Annotated in this window: 20 protein-coding genes; 11 read left to right on the top strand and 9 right to left on the bottom strand. The window is 62.4% G+C overall.

All coding sequences use genetic code 11. The features are described from left to right. Positions 1 to 41: 41 nt before the first annotated feature. A complete protein-coding gene (locus tag AO064_RS20240; RefSeq protein WP_064054424.1) occupies positions 42 to 440 on the bottom strand; it encodes a helix-turn-helix domain-containing protein in 399 nt (132 codons plus the stop codon). A gap of 204 nt (positions 441 to 644) precedes the next feature. Here AO064_RS20240 and AO064_RS20245 point away from each other — a divergent pair, with 204 nt between their 5' ends. The 6 genes from AO064_RS20245 to AO064_RS20270 all read left to right on the top strand — a co-directional run bounded on the left by AO064_RS20245 (position 645) and on the right by AO064_RS20270 (position 6,975). Continuing rightward, complete coding sequence (locus AO064_RS20245; RefSeq protein WP_012724850.1) at positions 645 to 1,553, top strand: LysR family transcriptional regulator; 909 nt, start codon at positions 645 to 647, stop codon at positions 1,551 to 1,553. A gap of 150 nt (positions 1,554 to 1,703) precedes the next feature. Further along, positions 1,704 to 2,672 (top strand): hypothetical protein, encoded by a 969-nt coding sequence (locus tag AO064_RS31335; protein WP_244159537.1) that lies wholly within the window; start codon positions 1,704 to 1,706, stop codon positions 2,670 to 2,672. A 168-nt stretch (positions 2,673 to 2,840) separates the two neighbouring features. Beyond that, positions 2,841 to 3,431 (top strand): antibiotic biosynthesis monooxygenase, encoded by a 591-nt coding sequence (locus AO064_RS20255; protein ID WP_064054425.1) that lies wholly within the window; start codon positions 2,841 to 2,843, stop codon positions 3,429 to 3,431. Then, positions 3,428 to 5,266 carry an amidohydrolase gene (locus AO064_RS20260; RefSeq protein ID WP_046036777.1) on the top strand — a complete coding sequence of 613 codons (1,839 nt, stop codon included), beginning with the start codon at positions 3,428 to 3,430 and terminating at the stop codon, positions 5,264 to 5,266. Before AO064_RS20255 ends, AO064_RS20260 begins: the two co-directional genes overlap by 4 nt. A gap of 28 nt (positions 5,267 to 5,294) precedes the next feature. Continuing rightward, positions 5,295 to 5,912 carry an isochorismate family cysteine hydrolase YcaC gene (ycaC, locus tag AO064_RS20265; RefSeq protein WP_012724846.1) on the top strand — a complete coding sequence of 206 codons (618 nt, stop codon included), beginning with the start codon at positions 5,295 to 5,297 and terminating at the stop codon, positions 5,910 to 5,912. 181 nt (positions 5,913 to 6,093) lie between these two features. Beyond that, complete coding sequence (locus AO064_RS20270; RefSeq protein ID WP_012724845.1) at positions 6,094 to 6,975, top strand: LysR family transcriptional regulator; 882 nt, start codon at positions 6,094 to 6,096, stop codon at positions 6,973 to 6,975. Here AO064_RS20270 and AO064_RS20275 read toward each other — a convergent pair. Then, positions 6,962 to 7,999, bottom strand: coding sequence for an AraC family transcriptional regulator (locus tag AO064_RS20275; RefSeq protein ID WP_064054426.1), 1,038 nt, complete (start codon positions 7,997 to 7,999; stop codon positions 6,962 to 6,964). The genes AO064_RS20270 and AO064_RS20275 overlap by 14 nt on opposite strands. A 1-nt stretch (position 8,000) precedes the next feature. Then, complete coding sequence (locus tag AO064_RS20280) at positions 8,001 to 8,915, bottom strand: GGDEF domain-containing protein (protein WP_064054427.1); 915 nt, start codon at positions 8,913 to 8,915, stop codon at positions 8,001 to 8,003. Positions 8,916 to 9,296: 381 nt separating this feature from the next. On the opposite strand from AO064_RS20280, the gene AO064_RS20285 reads away from it, so the two are divergent. From AO064_RS20285 to AO064_RS20305, 5 genes are all read left to right on the top strand, one after another. Next, entirely contained in the window at positions 9,297 to 11,810 is a 2,514-nt protein-coding gene (locus AO064_RS20285) for a TonB-dependent receptor (RefSeq protein ID WP_064054428.1), read from the top strand. Between the two features lie 142 nt (positions 11,811 to 11,952). Continuing rightward, positions 11,953 to 13,818, top strand: a complete 1,866-nt coding sequence (locus tag AO064_RS20290; protein WP_064054429.1) for a phytase — start codon at positions 11,953 to 11,955, stop codon at positions 13,816 to 13,818. Between the two features lie 47 nt (positions 13,819 to 13,865). Continuing rightward, the gene (gene tolQ / locus AO064_RS20295) at positions 13,866 to 14,558 is read left to right on the top strand and encodes a protein TolQ (protein WP_064054430.1); all 693 of its coding nucleotides are present in this window, start codon (positions 13,866 to 13,868) and stop codon (positions 14,556 to 14,558) included. Positions 14,559 to 14,573: 15 nt separating this feature from the next. Next, positions 14,574 to 15,020 (top strand): protein TolR, encoded by a 447-nt coding sequence (tolR, locus tag AO064_RS20300; protein ID WP_064054431.1) that lies wholly within the window; start codon positions 14,574 to 14,576, stop codon positions 15,018 to 15,020. Continuing rightward, positions 15,017 to 15,790 (top strand): energy transducer TonB, encoded by a 774-nt coding sequence (locus AO064_RS20305; protein ID WP_064054432.1) that lies wholly within the window; start codon positions 15,017 to 15,019, stop codon positions 15,788 to 15,790. The genes tolR and AO064_RS20305 overlap by 4 nt, the downstream gene beginning before the upstream one ends. Positions 15,791 to 15,890: 100 nt before the next feature. Here the strand turns inward: AO064_RS20305 and AO064_RS20310 are convergent, their stop codons facing one another. From AO064_RS20310 to AO064_RS20335, 6 genes are all read right to left on the bottom strand, one after another. After that, the gene (locus tag AO064_RS20310; protein WP_064054433.1) at positions 15,891 to 16,835 is read right to left on the bottom strand and encodes a D-isomer specific 2-hydroxyacid dehydrogenase family protein; all 945 of its coding nucleotides are present in this window, start codon (positions 16,833 to 16,835) and stop codon (positions 15,891 to 15,893) included. Continuing rightward, complete coding sequence (locus AO064_RS20315) at positions 16,832 to 18,010, bottom strand: acyl-CoA dehydrogenase family protein (RefSeq protein WP_064054434.1); 1,179 nt, start codon at positions 18,008 to 18,010, stop codon at positions 16,832 to 16,834. Before AO064_RS20315 ends, AO064_RS20310 begins: the two co-directional genes overlap by 4 nt. Continuing rightward, positions 18,007 to 19,371, bottom strand: a complete 1,365-nt coding sequence (locus AO064_RS20320; protein ID WP_064054435.1) for an LLM class flavin-dependent oxidoreductase — start codon at positions 19,369 to 19,371, stop codon at positions 18,007 to 18,009. Before AO064_RS20320 ends, AO064_RS20315 begins: the two co-directional genes overlap by 4 nt. A gap of 12 nt (positions 19,372 to 19,383) precedes the next feature. Further along, the gene (locus tag AO064_RS20325) at positions 19,384 to 20,358 is read right to left on the bottom strand and encodes an ABC transporter substrate-binding protein (protein ID WP_064054436.1); all 975 of its coding nucleotides are present in this window, start codon (positions 20,356 to 20,358) and stop codon (positions 19,384 to 19,386) included. A gap of 751 nt (positions 20,359 to 21,109) precedes the next feature. Beyond that, entirely contained in the window at positions 21,110 to 22,693 is a 1,584-nt protein-coding gene (locus AO064_RS20330) for a rhodanese-related sulfurtransferase (protein ID WP_064054437.1), read from the bottom strand. Next, complete coding sequence (locus AO064_RS20335) at positions 22,690 to 23,301, bottom strand: cysteine dioxygenase family protein (protein ID WP_012724831.1); 612 nt, start codon at positions 23,299 to 23,301, stop codon at positions 22,690 to 22,692. The genes AO064_RS20330 and AO064_RS20335 overlap by 4 nt, the downstream gene beginning before the upstream one ends. Positions 23,302 to 23,453: the final 152 nt, after the last annotated feature.

Consider the following 23,453-nt stretch of genomic DNA (forward strand, 5'->3'; position numbering starts at 1 on the left):
GAGGGGGAAGCGGCCAGCATATTCCAGGTACGTGCGGACCACTAGGCTGCAATCACTTGAGGCTTGTGACGCAATTGGTGATTTCGCCAGGTCATCGGGTTGACCCCTTCGCTGCGGGTGAACATATGGCAGAAATGCGCCTGGTCGCAAAACCCGCATTCCAGGCTGATTTGCGTCAGGCTCAGGCGCGAACCGGTGATCAGTTCCTTGGCCCGTTGGATGCGCTGCTCGCGAATCCACTCCTGCGGCGACAGCCCGGTGGTGCACTTGAGCGCGCGGGAAAAATGGCTGCGCGACAACGCGCAGGCCTGTGCCAGGTCGGCAATGGCCAGGCTTTCGCCGAGGTTGGCGAGGATCAATTGCTTGGCGATACGCTCGCGCCGGGGGCATAGACCGCCGGTAGCGGATAAGCGAGGAGCATGCTGCTCAAGTCGGGCCATGACGAAAATCCGCAGTCGATGGGAGCGTTCCCGGTGAATGGGTGCAGTGTAGACGCCGCTAATCTTGTTGCCGGACCGCCTGGCTGACGAGTTAATCGTTGTTAATTTCGCCAGGTACGTACGCGGAAAAGACAGCACAGACGTGCAATCGCGCCAGCGCTCCGCGTGCTTCTCTGTGCGCTTGCCAACCGTTTGGATACCACCATGAACCGCAACGACCTGCGCCGCGTCGACATGAACCTGCTGGTGATTTTCGAAGCGCTGATGTTCGAAAAGAACCTGACCCGGGTCGCCGAAAAACTCTTTATGGGCCAACCGGCGGTGAGCGCGGCGCTGGGGCGCTTGCGCGATTTGTTCGACGACCCGTTGCTGCTGCGCAACGGGCGGGGCATGGAACCCACGCCGCGTGCCGTGGCGATACTCAAGGAGTTGCAGCCGGCCATGGACATCATTTCGGGTGCTGTCAGCCGCGCCAAGGATTTCGACCCGTCTACCAGCTGCGCAGTGTTCCGCATCGGCCTGTCCGACGACGCCGAGTTCGGCCTGTTCCCGCCGTTGCTCAGCCAACTGCGCGAAGAAGCCCCAGGCATCGTCGTGGTGGTGCGCCGCGCCAATTACCTGTTGATGTCGTCGTTATTGGCCAGTGGCGAGATCACGGTGGGCGTGAGCTACACCACCGAATTGCCGGCGAATGCCAAGCGCAAGAAACTGCGGGATATCCCTTGCAAGGTACTGCGTGGGGATGACGGTGTTGAGCCGCTGACCCTGGACGACTACTGCGAGCGGCCCCATGCGATGGTGTCGTTTTCCGGGGACTTGAGCGGCAACATTGATCTGGACCTGGCGCGTATCGGCCGGGCACGGCGAGTGGTGTTGGCGGTGCCGCAGTTCAGCGGGCTGCGGGCGTTGCTCGCGGGTACGCAGATTATTGCGACGGTGCCGGATTATGCGGCCTGTGCGTTGACCGAGGGCACTGCGATACGCGCGCAGGACCCACCCTTTGCCATTGATGCCGCGGAGTTGTCGATGGTGTGGAGCGGGGTGCATGACAATGATCCGGCGGAGCGTTGGCTACGGGGGCGGATTGCGGAGCATATGTCGAGGGCGCTTTAGGTGTGGTTGGCAGACAGCCGCAATAATTTGAATCTGATCGGCATCGATGTTAAGCAAAGTCTTGTCCTTCTGAGCGTTGTTTCCGGCAGCCTGCGTGGGTGAAGACCTTCTAGCATGGGTTAACTTTTCCAGAGGAGGCTTGTCGCTGATATGCATATTCAAAGACCGCAATTTATCCCACAAACAGTGGCAGAGCCTTCTCCTAATGTTCCCGTGCCGCCGCCGGTGGAACCACCGAACGGCCCTGTGATCGCGTCGGATACACCCGTCACGCGTTCAAGAAGAGAGGTGGCAGTCACGCCGGGTTCGTCGTCGAGGACGGTTGAGGCCTCAAGGTTAGACAGGGTCGACGATCCGAAACTTGAGATTAAGAAAGAGGCCACCTCACCCAACGGGCTGTTTGCTGTGAGTTACTCAATTCCTGTCGCCGGCTCCGGGCTGAACAACATTACGTTTCCAATGATCATTGACGAGGGCCTCCAACGAAAGACGGCCCAGGACCCTGGGATTTATTACGCGATGCTGTTCGACGTCAGCAATGAGCAAGGTAAATCTCTTGATGGCGGCTATATCGGGATTCAGCCACGGCAGGATGGCAAGGCGCTGGTGATGTTTTCCGGTTTTGGTTCGCACTTCAGTGCGCCCAAAGGCCGTGCCGAGGCGGATGGGGGGGAAGGAGGCAGCAATAGCACACTGGTCGATTTTGAGTTTGGTCATAAATATAACCTGACGGTGACCCGAGACCCTGACAATCCCCAGAGGCTGAAGGGCTATATTCAGGATGTCACGGACCCCGCTCACCCTGGGATAAAGCAGCATGTCGAAGACCTTGATGTCGACCAGAAGTTTGTGTTTGCGGCCAGTAACACAGGGTTTGTCGAGCACTACGGTGCCGATATCAGCCGAAGCTCCCAGATCGCACCGACGCGCGGCAGTTTTTTCGCACCCTTTACGACGGAGGCTGACGGCACGGTCAAGGCGGGTGAAGTCAGGAGTGACGGGTTCTATGGTCGGTACAAAAACGCGATGATCGGTGATCAGGAAGTTACCAAAGTGGCGGGTAAAGGTCAGGAAGTCTATTTTACGTTTCAGGGCGCGGGTTACGGCGCTAAGGCCTGACACGTAACAAAAACCGGAAGGCCCCTGCGGCCTTCCGGTTTTTTTTGCCTTGTCGAATCGATTGGCCCGCGAGCCGCCACGTCAAACAGCACATACATCCAATTCCCCGGCTCCAATCCCAACCACACTCCCTCCATCGCTCAACTCTGCAGGTGGGAATACACAGCCATGGACCCAACACCCAAAACCAGCCCCGACGAAGTCGTCACCTTGGTCGTCAAGCACCTGATCAAACAAGGCCGCGAAACCGACTACGAAGCCTGGCTGCGTCGCATCGTGCGGATCGCCGGCGCGCGCCCCGGCCACCTGGGTGTCGACGTGGTGCGCGGCAAGCAGGGCAAGCTGGCGCTGTTCACCTGTGTGTTGCGTTACCGCTCCACCGATGACCTGGAAACCTGGCTTGATTCCCCCGAGCGCAAATCGCTGATCGACGAAGCCTACCCCTTGCTGGCCGATGGCGACAAAACCGAAATCGGTTCGGTCAATGAATTCTGGTTCGCGCCGCTGGCCGACAGCGCCGCCAAACCTCCCCGCTGGAAGCAAGCAGTGGTCACCCTGTGCGTGATCCTGCCGCTGACCCTGCTGGTACCCATCGTGTGGGGCCCGGTTCTGCGCCTGCACCCGTTCCTCTCCAACTACGTGGTCGCCACCTTCCTGGTCACCGTGACGATCGTTGTATTGGTGGTCTACCTGCTGATGCCGGCGGCCACCCGCCTGTTCGCTCCCTGGCTTGAAGCCTCTGTAAAGGAAACCCTATGAACGCCGATCTGATTCTGTTCAATGGCCAGTTCCACACCGTGGACCGTGAAAACCCGCGCGCAACCGCCGTCGCCATCAGCCAGGGGCGCTTTGTCGCCGTGGGCACCGACGGTGAGGCCATGGCCCTGCGTGGCAGTGGCACCCAGGTCATCGACCTCAAGGGCCGCACCGTCATCCCCGGCCTCAATGACTCGCACCTGCACCTCATCCGTGGCGGCTTGAACTACAACCTCGAACTGCGCTGGGAAGGCGTGCCGTCCCTGGCCGATGCCCTGCGCATGCTCAAGGACCAGGCCGACCGTACGCCCACCCCGCAATGGGTGCGCGTGGTGGGTGGCTGGAACGAATTCCAGTTTGCCGAAAAGCGCATGCCAACCCTGGAAGAGTTGAACCAGGCGGCGCCTGACACTCCCGTATTCGTGCTGCACCTGTACGACCGCGCCTTGCTCAACCGTGCCGCCCTGCGCGTGGCCGGCTACACCAAGGACACACCCAACCCGCCGGGCGGCGAGATCGTGCGGGACAGCAACGGCAACCCCACCGGCATGCTGGTGGCACGGCCGAACGCGATGATCCTGTATTCGACCCTGGCCAAGGGCCCGAAACTGCCGCTGGAATACCAGGTCAACTCGACCCGCCAGTTCATGCGTGAACTCAATCGCCTGGGGCTCACCAGCGCCATCGATGCCGGCGGTGGTTTCCAGAACTACCCCGATGACTACGCGGTGATCGAGCAACTGGCCAAGGACGAACAACTGACGGTACGCATCGCCTACAACCTGTTCACCCAGAAGCCCAAGGAAGAACTCAGCGACTTCAAGCACTGGACCGGCAGCGTCACCCTGCACCAGGGCGATGACTACCTGCGCCACAACGGCGCCGGCGAGATGCTGGTGTTCTCGGCGGCCGACTTCGAAGACTTTCTTGAGCCACGCCCGGACCTGCCGCTGACCATGGAGCAGGAGCTGGAGCCGGTGGTGCGCCATCTGGTGGAGCAGCGTTGGCCGTTCCGCTTGCACGCCACCTATGACGAGTCCATCTCGCGCATGCTCGACGTGTTCGAGAAGGTCAACCGTGACATCCCGTTCAACGGCTTGCCGTGGTTCTTTGACCACGCCGAGACCATCACCCCGAAAAACATCGAGCGTGTACGCGCCCTTGGCGGCGGTATTGCGATCCAGGACCGCATGGCGTTCCAGGGCGAATACTTCGTCGAGCGTTACGGCGCCAAGGCGGCCGAAGCCACGCCGCCGATCAAGCGCATGCTTGCCGAAGGCGTGCCGGTAGGGGCGGGCACCGACGCCACGCGGGTGTCGAGCTACAACCCCTGGACCTCGTTGTACTGGATGGTCAGCGGTCGCACCGTCGGCGGCCTGGAACTGCACGCCGAAGGCTTGCCGCGCCTCACCGCGCTGGAACTGTTCACCCATGGCAGCGCCTGGTTCTCGTCCGAGCAGGGCAAGAAGGGCCAGATCAAAGTCGGCCAGTTGGCGGACGTCGCGGCCCTGTCGGCGGACTTCTTCAGCGTCGACGAAGAAGCCATCAAGTGGATTGAGTCGGTACTCACCGTGGTCGGCGGCAAGGTGGTCTACGGCGCCGGCGACTTCGAAGACTTCGCACCGCCGCGTGTGCCGGTGCTGCCGGACTGGTCGCCTGTGGTCAAGGTGCCGGGTCATTGGCGCCCGACTTCGCCCTTGCAGGCACAGGTTCACCAGTGCAGCGGCCCGTGCGGCGTGCACGCCCACAGCCACGAAAAAGCGCGCCTTTCCAGCGTGCCGGTCAGCGACTTCCAGGGATTCTGGGGTGCGTTCGGCTGCTCGTGCTTTGCGTTCTGATTTCCCAAACCCGTTAGGAGATATTCCCATGGCTTACAAACGTTTGAACAAAGATGACGCTGTCGTACTGTTGGTCGATCACCAGACTGGCCTGATCTCCCTGGTACAGGACTTCTCCCCGAACGAGTTCAAGAACAACGTGCTGGCCCTGGCCGACGTCGCCAAGTTCTTCAACCTGCCGACCATCCTGACCACCAGTTTTGAAGGCGGTCCTAACGGCCCACTGGTTCCCGAGCTCAAGGCCCTGTTCCCGGACGCGCCGTACATCGCCCGCCCTGGCCAGATCAACGCCTGGGACAACGAAGACTTCGTCAAGGCGGTCAAGGCGACCGGCCGCAAGCAAATCATCATTGCCGGTGTGGTGACGGATGTGTGCGTTGCGTTCCCGACCCTGTGCGCCCTCGACGAAGGCTTTGAGGTATTCGTGGTCACTGACGCGTCGGGCACCTTCAATGAAACCGTGCAACAGGCTGCCTGGGCACGCATGACCGCTGCCGGTGCGCAACTGGTGAACTGGTTCGCCGTGGCCTGCGAGCTGCAAGTGGACTGGCGCAACGACATGGAAGGCCTGGCCAATCTGTTGTCGCCGCGCATTCCCAACTACCGCAACCTGATGAACAGCTACTCGGCGTTTACTGCCAAATAACCTGCTCTCAAGTCTGTCGGTAATCCCTTGTGGGAGGGGGCTTGCTCCCGATGACGGTGCTTCAGTCTAAATTTCTTTGACTGACCCACCGCTATCGGGGGCAAGCCCCCTCCCACATTTCGATTTGTGGTGCGGCGACAAACCCGTTATAAAAACCGAAAATGTCCACCGAGAAGCGACAATGAATCCCTTTGAAGACATGCGCCTGTTCTGCCAGGTCATGGAGTCCGGCAGCTTCACCGCCGCCGCCGAACAGTTGGGCCTGTCCAAGCAATTCGTCAGCCGCCGCCTGATCCAACTCGAAGACCGCCTGGGCGTACGCCTGCTCAACCGTTCCACGCGCCGTTTGGATGTCACGCCACTCGGCCAGAGTTACTACGAATCCGCCTTGCGCCTGCTCAGTGAAGTCGAGCAAGTGGAGCAGGGCATCGCCGGCCAGAACAGCGAGCCGCGTGGCACCATCCGTCTCAGCGCGCCGTTGTCGTTTGCCATGGCTCACCTGGGCTGCCTGTTGCCGCTGTTCTTGCAGCGCCATCCCCAGGTGTCGGTGGAGGTCGATTTGAGCGACCGTCCGGTGGACCTGATCGGCGAAGGCTACGACCTGGTGCTGCGCATCGGCACCCTGGAAGATTCCACCTTGATTGCCCGCCGTATCGCCAGCATCCCACGGGTCTACTGCGCGAGCCCCGACTACCTGGCCCTGCGCGGTACACCGCAAAAGCCGGATGACCTTGCCGAACACGATTGCCTGCCCTACGGCCATGGCCGCCAGGTGCAATGGCGTTTCAAGGGCAAGGTGCAGGCGTTGAATGTGAGCGGGCGCATGCGTGTAAACAACGGCGATCTGCTGCGCGACACCGCCATTGCGGGCTTGGGCGTGACCTACCTGCCGACCTTTATCGTCGGCGAAGCGGTGAAGGACGGCCGCCTGGTGACGGTCCTGGACGAGTTCGCCCCCGAGGCGCTGACCCTGTCGGCGGTGTACCCGCAACACCGGCAAAGCTCGCGGCCGGTGCAAGCGCTGGTGGAGTTCCTGCGCGAACGCCTGGCTAGCGGCTGCTGAACAGCTGGCGGATCAGGTTGGGCGTGCTGCCGGTCCAGCGCTTGAACGCACGGCGAAAGTTCGCCGCATCGTTGAAGTTCAGGTACGCCGCCACTTCGTCATTGCTGTAGCCCTTGACCTGATACAGGTGCAACGCCACCTGCTTGCGCACACGGTCCACCTGCTGCTGAAAACCGGTGTCGTGCTTGTGCAGCTTGCGCTTGAGGGTGGCCGGGCTCATGGCGAAGGCGTGCGCGGCCTGTTCCAGGCTCGGCGGTTGGCGCACCTGCTCGTGTAAATAGGCGTAGAGGCAGTCGAGAAAACTGCCGGCGAAGCCTAACTGTTCGATCTGCTCGCGGGCTTGCTGGCGCGCCACCTGGCCCGCGGTGGCCGAGGCACCCGGCCAGGCGCGGGTGAGGTATTCGCGCGGAAGACTCAGCATGTCCAGCGGCCGCTCGAAGCGTGTGTCTTCCCCGAGGTTTACCCAGTATTGCTCGACGTAACGCGGCTCGGCATGGCTCAAACTGCACACCCACGGCAGCCGCTCACCGCTGAGCCATTGGCTCATGGCGACCACCGACGTCATGCTGGCTTCCAGCAAAAAGCGCCAGTGCTCCCCGGCGCCGCAACTGTCCAGCCAGTACAGGTAGGCGTGGTGTTCATCCAGCTCCAGTTGCAGGGTGACCAACGGGCTGAGCAGCACCTGTTGCTGGATCAATATGTCCAAGGCCTGGTGCAGGTTTTGCGCATGGCCGAGGGCATGGCTGGCGGCGCCGTAATAGCCCGGCAATAACCGCTGCCCAAACAGGAAGCTGCTGTCGTCGGCGTCGAGTAACTTGCGGCTGTTACCGATCAAGGCGAGAAACTGCTGGGGGCTCAACCGCGCGTTGCCCGCCAGGATATCCTCGTGAAACAGCCCGGTACCCCGCAGCAGGCGATGACTGTCGATGTCGCGGGACAACGCCAGGTCGATCAGCGTGGCGGGTTGGTAATGCCCTGGGATGAAGCGGCTGTCGCTTTCATACCAGTTGGTTTTCACCGCCATCTCAGGCGCTTTTCGCGAGCGGTTGCTTGGCCCGCGCCAGCGCGAGGTTCAGGCGCTTGAGCAAGTCCAGGGGCGATTCCTCCAGGGCCATGACCACGGCGGTGGTCGCCGCCAGTTGCAAGCGCTCACCGTGCAACCGGGTCTTGTGGGCCAGGCCGCGCACGGCTTGCTGCAACTCCAGCGCGAGCTCCTTGGCCTGGCGCTCACCGGTGTTGGGCAGCAGCACCACAAAGCGGTCGCCGGCCAGGCGGCACAGCAGGTCCTGGCGGCGCAGGTTGAGCAGCAACAAATGGCTGAGGGCCTGCAACACGGCATCGCCCTCGGCATGCCCGTAGGCCTGGTTGATGGCGGCGAAGTTGTCCAGGTCCAGCGCCAGCAGTGACAGCGGTTGCTGTTGGTCGTGGCTGTCTTGCAGGCTGTCGGCCAACTGGCGCTTGAGGTAGTCGGCACCGGCCAGGGGCGTGAGTTTGTCGAACAGCCGATGCTCACGGAACAGCCGCTCGCGCTTCTCCATCTGTGCGCTGATTGCCAGTTGTTCGCGGTGCCAGTGGTAGATGCCGATGGTCAGCAGGATCATGCCCACCGGCATCGGCCCGGACTCCAGCCAGTGGTCCCAGGTGATGCTGTCGGGCAGGCGGATAAACTCGTCGAGGCTGTCGATCCACCAGGAAAAAAAGATGCATGACAGGCCCAGCGCCAGGTAATTGGTGACGCGCCCGGCCGGGCGGCTTTTCAGCACCAGGCCCAGCCAGACCAACGCCAACAGCGCGGATCCGCCTTCGCCGAAGATGTCCAGCCACACCCATTCGCTGACGCTTTTCAACTCACCGCAGGCCAGGTGCAGGATCAGCCCGAGGTTGGCGGCGATCAGCAACAGGGAGAGTTTCCAGCGGTGGGGCTTGAGCACGGAAAACATGGCCGCGGGTCCTCGGGAAAATGAGCGATGGGCGCCAGCACAGCAGATGGATGTGACGGTTGGATGACGGTGGGGGAGGGTCGAATCAGCTCATCTCAAACACGCTGTGGATCAAAAAATGTGGGAGGGGGCTTGCCCCCGATAGCGGTGTATCAGCCAATAAATGTGTCCCTGACCCACCGCTATCGGGGGCAAGCCCCCTCCCACAGTTGATCTCCATAGGTCATATCAGCTCATTCCAAGCAGAGAATTAGGCAAAACCCCCGGTTTACGGGGCTCCCCGCCGATCGCTGTCACAGAACCGTCATCCCCCACCCCTAGCGTGCCCTCCCAGTTGCCGGGCCCGTTGCCTGACGCCAACGGATTCTTGGGGAGAGTTGCATGTACAAGCGCACCGGGCTCGTCAGCTTCACGCTTACCGCCTTGGCCCTGGCGATGGCCAGCGAGCGGCTGAATGCGGCCGACGCAGCCACCACCGAGCACGTCGAAGTGGTCGGCCAGGCGGCGGCCATGGACCAGGCACTCAAGGAGCAGCGCAAGTCCGACAGCATCAAGAGCGTGGTGCATGCCGACGGCGTGGCCCAGTTGCCGGATGAAAACGTCGCCGAAGCGGCGCAGCGCTTGCCAGGCATCAGCGTGGAGCGCGACCAGGGCGAAGGGCGCTTCGTCAGCGTGCGTGGCCTGGGCCCGGACCTCAACAGCGTGACCATCAACGGCACCCTGGTGCCCGCGCCGGAAAGCGCGCGGCGCGCCGTCGCACTGGATGTGCTGCCCTCGGAACTGGTGCAGTCGCTGTCGGTGATCAAGACCCTCACGCCGGACATGGACGCCAACTCCCTCGGCGGCACGGTCGATGTGCAAAGCCTGTCGGCCTTCGACCACAAGGGCGTGTTCTACACCGGCAGTACCGAAGCCAGCTACGACAAGAACACGCGCCAGACCAGCCCGAAATTCTCCGGTGCGGCCAGCAACCGTTTCAGCCTGGGCGACGGCATCGACAACTTCGGCGTGGCCGCCGCGCTGAGCTGGCAGAAGCGTGACTTCGGCTCGGACAATGTCGAGACCGGCGGCGCCTGGGACTTCACCGACGGCGCCAAGCTCAATGAGTTCGAACAGCGCGACTACGACATCAGCCGCGAGCGCGCCGGCGGCGGCCTGAACTTCGACTACAAGCCCGACGACCTCAGCAGCTACTACCTGCGCACCCTCTACAGCCGCTACACAGACACCGAAACCCGCAACGCCGCCAGCCTCGAATTTGCCGACCCCCAGGCACCTGGTGAGTTGGGCGACGCCGAAGCCAAGCGCAAGCTGAAAAACCGCGAAGAAACCCAGGAAATCCAATCCTACGTGTTTGGCGGCGAACGCATGCTCGGCCTGTGGACCCTGAGCGGCCAGGCCGGCTACAGCCAATCCAGCGAAGACAGCCCGGCGCACATCGCCGGTGCCACCTTCGACGGCGGTGACTTTGCCAACAGCGGCTTCTATGACCAGGACAAACCACGCCCGATCATCGGCAGCGGCTTCTACGACGCGCGCAACTTCACCCTCGACAAAGTCGACTGGGAAAAACAGAACACAAAAGACACCGAGAAAAACCTGCGCCTGGACCTGGCCCGCGACTACGACCTGAGCGGCTATGCGTCCCAGGTGAAGTTCGGCGGCAAAGTCAGCCGCCGCCACAAAGACAACGACCTGGAAGCCTGGGTCTACAAAGACTTCGACACCCTCGGCTTCAGCGCCGACCAGCTCAACCTCAGCCAATTCCAGAAGGGCAGCGTCGACTACCGTCTCGGTAACTACGGGCCCGGCATCAGCCCCGGCGCTATCAAGCAACTGATCGGCAGCCTCAACCCGGCGGACTTCTATGACGAGACCGAATCACGGGTCAACGACTTCACCATTCGCGAAGACATCAACGCCGGCTACCTGATGAACACCGTCGATATCGACGACTGGCGCTTCATCGCCGGCCTGCGCTACGAGGGTACCGAGTTTGAAGCCAAGGGCACTGGCGCCACCGATGGCGTGTTCACGCCGACCGAGACCAAGCGCCGTTATCACCACTGGCTGCCGGGCCTGCATGCCCGCTACCAGATCGACAAGCACACCCAGGTGCGCGCGGCCTGGACCAAGTCGGTGGTGCGCCCGACCTTCGGCCAATTGGCGCCGGGGTTTGTCATCGACGATGACGAAGCCACCTTTGGCAACCCGGACCTCAAGCCCCTGGAGTCGAGCAACCTGGACCTGGGCATCGAGCACTTTATGGGCCGCGCCGGCACCGTCTCGGCCTTCGTGTTCTACAAAGACATCAAAAACTTCGTCTACAACACCGACCTCGCCGGTACCGGCGCCTGGACCAACTTCGCCGAGGCCCACACCTACGCGAATGGCGACAGCGCCAAGCTCTACGGCCTGGAACTGGCCTACTCACAGAAATTCGACTGGCTGCCTGCACCGTGGAACGGCCTGCTGATCGGTGCCAACAGCACGTTCAGCCGCTCCAGCGCCGACATCGAAGGCTTCGACAGCACCAGCGGCACGAACCGCAAGCGCAACATCAGCCTGCCCAACCAGTCCGACACCGTCGGCAACCTGATGCTCGGTTGGGAAGACGACAAGCTCAGCCTGCGCGTCTCGGCCAACTACAAATCGGCGTACCTCTATGAGCTGGCCTCGATCAACGACAAGGCTCACGACCTGCACGTCGACGCTCAGACCTTTGTCGACTTCAGCGCGCGCTACTCGCTGACCAAGAACCTGCAAGTCAGCTTCGAGGCGCAGAACCTCACCGATGAGTCGTACTTCGTCTACACCGGCCACCGTGGCTACAACGGCCAGTACGAGGAGTACGGCCCTACCTACAAGCTGGGCCTGACGTTCACCCATTTCTAACCCACACCTCGATTCCAATGTGGGAGGGGGCTTGCTCCCGATGGCGAGGGGTCAGGTACACGTTTATTGGCTGATACACCGCTATCGGGAGCAAGCCCCCTCCCACATGGATCTCCGTTGCTTTCGAAGGATTTGTTCGTTCATGAGAATTTCCAAGCTGTACCTGCTGATCGCGTTGGCCGCTTGCTCACCGGTAATGGCCGCCGACCTGGCGCTGACGCCTTGGGCACCCAGCCTGAATGCCGAAGCCATGGCCTTCCTGCCCAACGGCAGCGAACGCCTGGCCGCCGGCACCCGCGACGGCCTGCAACTGCTCGACAGCAAGGGCGCCGAACTGGCCCGCTTCGCAGGCAATTTCAGCAGCCTCGACACCCGCGTCGTCGGTGCCCAGGTGCTGGTGGCCAGCCTCGACAACGACCGCCAACAGGCCTTGCTGATCAGCCTCGATGCGTCCACCAAGACCTTTGGCCAACCGCTGTACCTGCCCACCCGCGATTACCCGGTGAATGGCCTGTGCCTGTACCGCGACGGGGCGGCCAACCTGTTTGTGTTCCTGGTGGGCGAGGAGGGCAAGGGCGAGCAATGGCTGGTAGGCAACGGCTCGACGTTGCTCGCCGAAGCCCAGCGTGTACGCGGCTTGCCGCTGCCGCCGTCGGCGCAGTTCTGCCAGGTGGATGACGCCACCCAGCAACTGGTGGTGAATGAGGAAAACGTCGGCTGGTGGGCCTACCCGGCGCACCCGGAAGCCGATGTCAAACGCGCCCCGGTGGCCCTGTTCGACAACCCCAAGCGCGAAGCCGGGGCCATGGCGCTGGTACCGGGCGGTGTGGTGGCGCTTGACCCCAAGACCGCCCAACTGCACCTGTTCCAGCACACCGGCGAGCGTTGGGTCGAGCAATCGAGCCTGACGCTGCCAGGTCTCAAGGAACCGGAACAACTCAGCGTTAATGGCCAGCACCTGCTGGTGCGTGATGACGATACCGGCAAGCTGTATCAAGGCACACTCAACTGGCAAGCCAAACCTGTGGCGGCCGCGCCGGTACTGCCGGAAGTCGCTGCGCTGCGCCAAACCGATCCGGTCGGCCGCCAGGGCGATGCAGCGGATGATCCGGCGATCTGGATTCACCCCACGCAGCCGGAAAAAAGCCGCGTGCTCGGTACTAACAAGAAGCAGGGCCTGCTGGCCTATGACCTCGACGGCAAGCTGTTGCAGGAACTGGCGGTCGGCCGTCTCAACAACGTCGACGTCCGCCCCCACTTCAAACTCGGCGCGCACACCGTTGACCTTGCCGTGGCGAGTAACCGTGATCGCAACAGCCTGAGCCTGTTCAGCATCGACCGCCAGAGCGGCGAACTGCGTGAAGCCGGTGAAGTGCCGACGCCGCTCAAGGACATCTACGGTATCTGCCTGTTCCAGCCCGCTGGCGGGGACCTCTACGCCATCGCCAACGGCAAGGACGGCACCTTCCTGCAATACCGCCTCAGCGCGCCGGATGGCCGCGTGCAGGGCGAGCTGGTGCGCCAGTTCAAGGTCGACAGCCAGCCCGAAGGCTGTGTGGCCGATGACCAGCGCCAGCGGCTGTTTATCGGTGAAGAAGATGTCGGCGTGTGGGCGGTGGATGCGCGTGCCGACCAACCGGCCACGCTCACCAGCGTGATCAAGGTCGGCCCGCAACTGCAGGCGGATGTCGAGGGCCTGGCGCTGTACCAGAGCGATAAGCGCGATTACCTGGTGATCTCCAGTCAAGGCAACGACAGCTATGTAGTGGTGGATGCCGAGCCGCCGTTCGCCACGCACGGTGCTTTTCGCGTGGGCCTGAACGCCGCCGCCGGCATAGACGGCGCGTCGGAAACCGATGGCCTGGAAGTCACCGCCCTCAACCTCGGCGGGCCCTGGAGCCAAGGCATGCTGGTGGTGCAGGACGGGCGCAAGCGCATGCCCGAGCAGACCCAGAACTTCAAGTTCGTGCCGTGGGCGGAGGTGACCCGCACACTGAAATTGCCCTGAACGGTCATCAGCCGGTCATCACTTTTTAATCGAATAGGAGCCTAACCATGCACGCGACGATGGAACATATGACGATCTGGGGTTTGATCAGCGACGCCAGCCTGTTGGTCAAGGCGGTGATGGTCACTTTGCTGCTGGCGTCCCTGCTCAGTTGGTACCTGATCATCCAGCGCGGCAGTGTGCTGCGCCGCCTGGAGCGCCAGTTGAACGGCTTTGTGCTGCGCTTTCGTGCCGCGTCCGACCTGCAGCCGCTGTACCGCGAAACGGTGCAGGCGGGCGAGGGCGGCATTGCGCCGATTTTTATCGCAGGCGTGCAGGAATACCAGCACCTGCACAGCCATGATCCGGCCGTGTTGGAAGGTGTCGAACGTGCGTTGCAGGTAGCGATCACCGAGCAGGAAATCGAGTTGGAAAAGGGCCTGCAATTCCTCGCGACCGTGGGCTCGGTGAGTCCCTACATCGGTCTGTTCGGTACCGTGTGGGGGATCATGAATTCCTTTATCGGCTTGTCCCAGGTCCAGCAGGCGACGCTGTCGACGGTGGCGCCGGGCATCGCCGAAGCGTTGATCGCCACCGCCATCGGCCTGTTTGCCGCCATCCCGGCGGTGATCGCCTACAACCGCTTCGCGGCACGCGGCCAGACCTTGCTCACCCGCTACTACGCCTTCGGCAATGAACTGCAAGTGCGTCTGCACCGCACCTTGCGCGGTACGCCGATCAACCTGGCCGTGGCCGCCTGAACAAGGAGCAAACCGATGTTGACCAGGCCGCAACGCAAGCACGGGCCCAAGGCTGAGATGAATGTGGTGCCTTACATCGACGTGATGCTGGTGCTGCTGGTGATCTTCATGGTCACCGCGCCGATGTTGACCCAGGGCGTGAAGATCGAACTGCCCAAGGTCGCCGCCGAAGCGCTGGCCACCGACACCCGCCAGCAGATCCTCACGCTGTCGGTGAAGGCCGACGGGGGTTACTACTGGAACCTCGGCGGCGAGCTCGACACCCGGCACCAGACCGACAGCGCCGTGACCCTGGAAGAAATGGGCGCCAAGGTCATGCAGGTGGTGGCGGCGCGCAGCGACACCCAGGTGTACATCCGCGCCGATGACAACGCCGGATACGGCCGGGTGGTCGCGGCCATGGCGGTGTTGCAGAAAGGTGGTGTGAGCAACCTGGGGCTGGTGACCGAGGCCCCGCAATGACGGCGATGATCATGCACAGTCCGACGTTAACGATGGCGCACGGGCAACCGTCCGGGTTCTGGAGAAACAGCTTCGCGGCGAGCCTGGCGGTGGCGCTGCACGTGGGCGTGCTGGCAGCGCTGATGCTGGGTGGGTCAACAGAAAAAACGCCGGTGCAAGCACCCAGGGTGATGCATACCCAGTGGGTGATGATGCCACCTGCGCCTGTTCCTGTTCCTGTTCCCGCTCCCGTACCTGAGCCGGTGGCCCTTACACCTCCGGAGCCCGTCGCTGTTCCCGTACCGGTGAAGCCCACCGTCGATCCGCAGATCCAGGCGCAGAAACTTGAGAAGGCCGCCTTGGCGCGCAAGCGCGTCGAAGACAAGAAAATCGAGCAGCAACAAGAACGCTTGGCGACTGAACAGCGCAACCGCGAGCTGGAGCAACAGCGAGTGAGCCAGGAACGCCTCGCCGCTGAACGCGCCCGTCCCGCAGCACCCGCCCCCGCGCCAGCCTTTGACAGCCGTCAATACCAGCCCTTGAGCAAGGAAGCGCCGGACTACCCCGAGCGTGCCCTGGACAAGAACATCGAAGGCGATTGCTCCGTGGAATACACCGTCAACATTCAGGGCCGTGTGGAAAACCCCAGAGTGCTGGACGGCTGCCACCCGTTGTTCATGCGACCTTCATTGGCGGCGGCAAATACTTTCCGCTACCAGCCACGGATTGTTGAGGGAAAACCCGTGCCCGTGCCAGCAGTGCGCAACACGTTCCACTACCGCATCAAGTAACCCACCTTTATGCGTTATGGGGATGATGCTTTCCGCCTGACCACAATACCCAATGTGGGAGGGGGCTTGCTCCCTCCCACCTGTTGATTGCTGTTCGGCGTTATGAATTCGCCAGATTCTCCAACGTCCGACCGTCGATATACCGTTCCAGGTTCGCCAAAAACGTATCGGCAATCTCGTTGCGGCTATTGGTCGAAATCGCCGATGTGTGCGGCGACAACCTCACCCTTGGATGGGTGTACAACGGATGCCCATCCGGCAACGGCTCCGGCTCGGTTACATCCAGCGATGCCAGCCCGATCTGCCCGTTATCCAGCGCTTCCAGCAGCGCCTCCTGGTCCAGCAAGCCACCCCGTGCAATATTGATCAAGTGCAGCCCTGGCTTGGCGCTGCCCAGCACATCACTGTTGATGATATGCCGTGTGGACTCGGTCAGCGGTGCCGCCACCACCAGGTGATCGGCGCGCGCGAACAGGTCGTGAATGTCCTTGGCGGCTTCAACCCCCGTGCTGAACGGCGCCGGGCTTTGACGCAGTGCCACCACCTTGATCCCCACGGCCAGGGCTTTTTGCGCCAGGCTTTCGCCAATCGCACCAAACCCCAGGATGCCCAGCGTCGTGCCCTTGAGCGGGCGCAGCGGGGTGAATTGCCACTGGGCGTCCTTCACCCAGATCTCCGGTAGATGCTTGGACGCGGCAAAGATCGCGGCCAAGGCAAATTCGGCCAGGTTGTCGGCGGCACTGCCGCGCGAGGTGGTCACCGGCGGCCCGTTGAACAGCCACTGCGGGTAGAAGTCGATGCCCGACGACACCAGGTGCACCCACTGCGCGCCGTACGGCCAACCCGGTGGCGGCGTGTCCGGCGCGGTGTAGCCACGCACGTTGATCGGGCGCAGCAATAGAATGTTGGCCTGGGGCGGCAGGTCGCTGGGTACGCCAACGGGCACGCCGATCACTTGCGCGCCGGGGTGGATCGAGGCCAGGCGCTGGCGGATCACGTCGTTGTAATCTTCGTCCAACTGGCTGGCAATAATCACCTGGCTCATGGGCGTTCCTTGTGGCGTTGGGCGAAGACGGCTTTGCCGACACCTTGCAACACGGCGTCGTTCTGCGGGGTGTGCACGCGGCTGCAGAGCACATCGCGGTAATGCCGTTGCAGCGGGCTATGGCGCGACAGGCCTGGGTTACCCGAGGCCTCGATGGCCAGCTCCACGGCGCGGATGGCGTTGTGGGTGACCAGGTACTTCAACTGCGCGGCATTGGCCGACGGGGTATGGCCTTCGGCCGCGGCGTCGAGCAGGCTGCGGTTGGCAAACAGCAGGGTGTCGATGTGGCCGACGGTTTCCTGGAAGCGCGGCAAGGTCGACAGCGCGGCGCCAAGGTTGGACGGCTGGCGCTCTTCCAGCCAGTTCACCAGCCAGTCTCGCGCGGCCTGGGCCACGGCGTCGTACACTGAGGACAACAACACCGACATCCACAGGAAACCCTCGCCGTCCAGCTCCGGCGAGGGCGCGCTCCACGGGCTGACGCTGACGGCGTGATCGAGTGGCACCCGCACGTTGTCGAGCACCACTTCATGGCTGCAGGTGGCGCGCATGCCCAGGTGGTCCCAGGTGTCGATGATGCTCACGCCGGGGCTGTCTTTTGGCACCAGCCAGGCGCCGACCAATGGATCGGCGTCATCGCTGCGCGCCCACACGCTGAACCAGCTCAGGCCATGGCTGCCGGTGGAGTAGATCTTGCGTCCGCTGATGCGCCAGCCTTCGGCAGTGCGCACGGCGGTCGTCGCCGGCAGTCCGCCACGGGCCGGGGTGCCCAGGTCGGGCTCGACGCGCAGGGCGTTGATCAGGGCGCCGTCGCGCACTGCGTCATTCGCCACTTGCGTGCGCAAGTGCGCCGGCCACGTCTTGCTGTCTTGCAGGCGTGTGTGTTGCAGGTACTGCATCACCAGGATCAGCGCGGTGGACGGTTCGCCCTTGGCAATCGCACTGATCGCCTTGCGCGCCTGGGGCAGGCTGGCACCGCCGCCGCCCAGGGACTTGGGCACCGTGAGGGCGACCAGGCCTTGTTCGTGCAGCAACGTGAAGTTGGCATGAGGGAAGGCGCCGCTCTCGTCATAGAGGTGCGCGGTGCTGGCCAGCTCGGTGCTGAGGCGTTCGAGCAGGGCTTCGAAGTTGGCGACTTCCACGGAGCGTAAGGAAGGTTGTGAGGATTGGCTCATGCCAGCGCCTCTTGCTGCTCTTCAACCTCGGCGGCGACGCTGTAGCGGTTGGCCGGTACGTCCAGGCCCAAGTTGTCGCGCAGGGTATGGCCCGTGTATTCGCTGCGGAACAGGCCGCGTTGCTGCAACACCGGCACCACCCATTCGGTGAAATACTGCAAACCGTCCGGCAGCACCGAGTTGATGATGAAACCATCGCTGGCGCCGGTCTCGAACCAGGTCTGGATCGCATCGGCGACTTGCTCCGGGGTGCCGACAAAATCACGTTTTGGCCGCGAAAAGTGCAGGGCGACTTCACGCAGGGTCAGGCCTTCGTCCTTGGCCAGTTGTTTGATGCGGTCGGAGCCGCCTTTCTGGCTGTTGGAACCGAGGTCGCCGAGCTCCGGGAACGGCGCGTCCAAGGGGTATTTGCTGAAGTCGTGATCGTTGAACGGGCGACCGAGGGCGACGATTGCGTCTTCCACGGTGACCAGGTCGACGGCTTGCTGATAGCGGCTTTCCACTTCAGCCTCATCGCGGCCGACGATCGGGCGGATGCCCGGCAGGATCGACAGGCTTTGCGGGTCGCGGCCAAAGCCTTTGGCGCGACGTTTCAGGTCTTGGGAATAGGCCAGGCCATCTTCGATGCTGTCCACGTGCACAAAGATCGCATCGGCGTTCTGCGCGGCAAAGTTGCGCCCATCCTCCGAGGTGCCGGCCTGGAAAATCACCGGTTGGCCCTGGCGCGAGCGGGCGATGTTCAGCGGGCCTTTCACCGAGAAGAAATCGCCCTTGTGGTTGAGTGCATGCAGCTTGCTCGGGGCAAAAAACTCGCCGGTCTGTTTGTTGTAGGTAAAGGCATCGTCTTCCCACGAATCCCACAGGCCCTGGACCGTGTTCACGTGTTCCTTGGCGATGCGGTAACGCACGGCATGGGGTGGATGCTCGGCCTTGCTGAAGTTGTCAGCGGTGCCGCTCAGCCACGAGGTGACCACGTTCCAACCGGCGCGGCCGCCGCTGATATGGTCCAGGGACGAGAACTGGCGCGCCACCTGGTAGGGCTCGGTGTAGCTGACGGTCACGGTGGCGACCAAGCCAATATTCGTGGTGATCGCCGCGAGTGCCGACAGGATGGTCAGCGGCTCGAAACGGTTGAGGTAGTGCGGGCTGGACTTGGCGTGGATGTGCAGGCTGTCGGCGATGAAGACGAAGTCGAACTTGGCGGCTTCGGCCAATTCAGTCTGCTGCTTGTAGAAACCGAAGCTGGTGCTGGCATTCGGTTGGGCGTTCGGGTGGCGCCATTCGCCCCAGCCGTGTCCCACGCCGTGGACCATGGCGCCCAGTTTCAAATGACGTGGTTTTGCTTGATGTGGCTTGCTCATGTTCTGCTCCTGTTAGCGCGATGCTTGGGAAAGGGGGGCACGCTTGGCGTTGAAGCTCTTATCGAAGCCCTGTGACACGTCGATGTGCTGGGTCAGCAGGCCTTCTTTTTGATAGGTATCGGCGGTCGCTTGCAGGCCGCTGATGACGGAGTCGTCGATGGCGACCGGGGTCAGGTGGGTGTCCTTGGCCACCTCGATGTGCACGGCCAACGGCAGGCCAGTGATCTTGGCTTGGGCGGCGGCGTACTCATCAGGGTGGGTGTTGGCCCAGGCGTAAGCGCGGTCGACGCGTGCGACAAAGTCATCCAGTTGCGGGCGCTTGTCGGCGATGGCTTTTTGGGTGGCCGCGAGGTACAGGTGGTTGCTCAGCAGCTTGTTACCACTGATCAACACGCGAGCCTGGCTTTGCGAAGTGACCACGGTGGTGTACGGGTCCCAGGTGGCCCAGGCATCGACAGTGCCGTTATCCAGCACCAGGCGTGATTCGCTGGGCAGCAGGAAAATGAACTGCACATCCTTGGTGGTCAGGCCGGCGGTGGCCAGGGCCTTGATCGCCAGGTAATGGCCGATGGAACCGCGCCCGGTGACGATCTTCTTGCCCTTGAGGTCGGCGACGGTCTTGATCGGCGAGTCCTTGGGCACCAGCAAGGCAGTGGTGTTGCGCCCTTCGGCGTGGATGATGCTGACCACCTTGAGCGACGCACCGGCACCCAGGGCGAACACATAAGGCGCATCGCCGAGGGCGCCGATATCCACGGCGCCGGCATTCAAGGCTTCGCCCAGGGGCGAGGCGGACGGGAATTCCGACCACTGGATCTCGTAGGGCACGTTTTTGGTTTCGCCGGAGACTTCCAGTAATGCCTTGATCGTGGATTTCTGATTGGCCACGCGCAGGGGTTGCAGGTCGGCGGCGTGTGCGCTGCCGATCAGGCCGAAGGCGAGGGCAGTGGCCAAGAGCAGGCTTTTGAAAGGGGTGGTAAGGACCATGGGATGCAGGCTCCAGGCAGATCAAGAAAGGGTTTGATTACCTCCGCCTGGAGAAGGGGTCGGTGCATGGGTTAACGTTATGCCCATAAAAACGCGCTGTGAAGTTCTTTTTGGTTATAAGTTAATTATTAAAATATTTGATTATGTGTGAATTGATTATTCGATAATTGCATTTGTTGGTGCGTTGCGTGCCAAGGCGAATATCTCGTCAGGGGGGATTTTTGTGGTGAGCAGGCTTGCCCTGCGCTGGGGTGCGAAGCGGCCCTGTCAATGTCGCCGGGTTTTTTCGGGTAGGACTTCGGTGGTTGGTTTTGGGGCTGCTTCGCAGCCCGGCGCAGGGGTTGGGGTAACAGGGTCAAAACGCGTCTGGACCTGGCCTGCGCCTGACAGGAGCAAATGCACATCAGGGGAGGGCTTTTTGTGGTGAGCAGGCTTGCCCTGCGCTGGGCTGCGTAGCAGCCCTATCAANGGCCGCCGTGTTTTTCGGGTAGAACTTCGGTGGCTGGTTTTGGGGCTGCTTCGCAGCCCAGCGCAGGGCAAGCCTGCTCACTACAGGGGTTGGGGTAACAGGGTCAAAACGCGTCTGGACCTGGCCTGCGCCAGACAGGAGCAAATGCGCATAAGGGGAGGGCTTTTTGTGGTGAGCAGGCTTGCCCTGCGCTGGGCTGCGTAGCAGCCCTATCAATGCCACCGTGTTTTTTCGGGNTAGAGCGCCGGTGGCTGGTTTTGGGGGGCAGGCGTTTCAGGTGGATCAGATCACGTAGAAACCATGGGTGCCGTCGCGAGCCAATTGGTCGACCAGGCCGTACTCCCAATCCAGGTACGCTTGCATGGCTTCCTTGGGGTTGTCGGTGCCTTCGTATGGGCGGCGGTAGCGGTCGATGCGCGGTGAAGCCAGGTGGGTTTCACCTTCTTGCAGCGGCAGTTGCGCGTTGATCCAGCCGGCGGTGCCGTCTTGCAGCAGGAACACTTGTTTGCCGGTGATGGCTTCGACTTCGGCCACCGCCAGGCGCGCCAATTGGCTGCTGCCGCAGGTCAGCACGTAGCGTTGGGCGGAGGGCACCTTGGCCAGGGCCTGGGACAGTTGGGCGCGCAGCACCCACCAGGCACCAGGGATATGGCGTTTCACGTAGTTGGCGCTGGCGGTGAAATCGAGCACCACGGTGTCGCCATGCTTCAGCCACTCGGCCAGGGTGTGCGGGCTGATCAGCTCGGCCTGAGGCGGGGCCGGTACCGGCGCGACCCAGGCGCCTTTTTCGCTGAAGTGCGCCGCGTGCAGGTCATCCAGTACATGCACTTCCCAGCCCAATTGCGCGAGCCAGGATGCGGACATATTGGCCCGCACGCCGTCGTCATCCGCCAGCACCAGCCGGGCGCCACGCACGCTGGCGACGTGGTCGGTTTCCTGCACCAGCTGCCCGCCGGGCGTGGAGTGCGCGCCCGGCAGGTGACCGGCTTCGAATTCTTCCGGAGTACGTACATCGAACAGGTAGGTGGTGCGGGTTTTTTCCTGCTGCCAGGCGTGCAGGTCAGCGAGGGTGGCACGACCCACGCGGGCCTTGTCGGCCACTCGGCGTGCATCGGCAGCGGCAGCCTGGCGATGTTCTTCCGACGTCGGTGCAAAACGTCGCGATTGACCATGGGCAAGTTTCTGCCCGGCCAATGTCCAGCCGATGGTGCCGTTACGCAGGGCCGACACCGGGTTGGCCACGCCGGCATTGATCAGCGATTGGGTGCCGATAATGCTGCGTGTACGCCCGGCGCAGTTGACGATGATACGGGTGGCCGGGTCCGGCGCCAGTTCACGGGCACGCAACACCAGTTCGGCGCCCGGCACGCTGATGCCGGTGGGAATGCTCATGGTCTGGTATTCGTCGAAACGCCGTGCATCGAGCACCACCACATCGGCTTGGCTGTCGAGCAGCGCCTGCACTTCTTCGGCGGCCAGTGACGGCGTGTGGCGCTCGCTCTCGACTAATTCGCCAAACGCCTTGCTCGGCACGTTCACGTCGATAAACAGCTCGCCACCGGCCTTGCGCCAACCGTCCAACCCACCTTCCAACACACTTACCTGGGTGTAGCCCAGCGCGACCAGGCGCTCGGCGGCGCGGGCGGCCAAGCCTTCGCCGTTGTCGTAGACGGTGACCTGGGTATCGCGCCGTGGAATGCGCGAATACACCTCCAGCTCCAGCTTGGACAGCGGGATATTGGCGGCGAACAACGGGTGGGATTCGGCAAACGGCGCTTCTTCGCGCACGTCGACCAGGGCGACTTCTTCATGGTCCAACAGGGCCTGGCGAATCCGGGCAAAGCTGCGAGTCGATACGGTGGTCATAGGGCAGGGCTCTTTTCTTTGGACAAATCCCAGATGTTCGGGAGGAAGGCGTTGGAGTAGCCGGAGATAAACAGTTTCTCGCTGCCGTCAGGCTGGTACACCGCGCGGCGCACCGCACCGATATTGGCGCCGTACACATGGATGCTGATGGACACCTGGTCGCTGTGGGCATTGCTCACCTGGTGGATGTCACCGACTTTGGGCGACACCGCTTCAACCTGACCCGGCACCAGCTGGATCGGCTTGCCTTCGGCTACCAGGCGGCCATCGGGGGCACGTTCAAAACCTTGGGAAAACTCTGCCCCGCGCAACATGCCGATCAGCCCCCACACCCGGTGGTCATGAATCGGCGTGCTTTGCCCCGGCCCCCATACAAAGCTGACGATGCTGAAACGCTGGCGCGAATCGGCATGCAGCAAGAACTGCTGGTAGCGCTCGGGGTCGGGTTGGGCGTATTCATCGGGCAGCCAGTCATCATGGCTGACCAGTTGCGCCAGTAGCTTGCCGCCACGGTGCAGCAGGTCGCCTTCGCGTGGATTGCCGTCGATCAATTCCGCCAGGGCGCCTATGAAGGCTCTGAGTCTCTCGGGGTGTCGGGCCTGGGTCATGACAATTCCATCGTGTGGTCGGTAGTGATGGGTTTATCTAAGCATAATGTTAATGGTTAATATGCTATTTTTTAATGATTAGCTTATAGCTGAAGGTAATTTATAACGGGTCTGAATAGTGTTAGACGTTATCGATCACAGGGTGGGCTATC

It is taken from the genome of Pseudomonas marginalis (assembly GCF_001645105.1).
Taxonomy (GTDB): Bacteria; Pseudomonadota; Gammaproteobacteria; order Pseudomonadales; family Pseudomonadaceae; genus Aquipseudomonas; species Aquipseudomonas petroselini.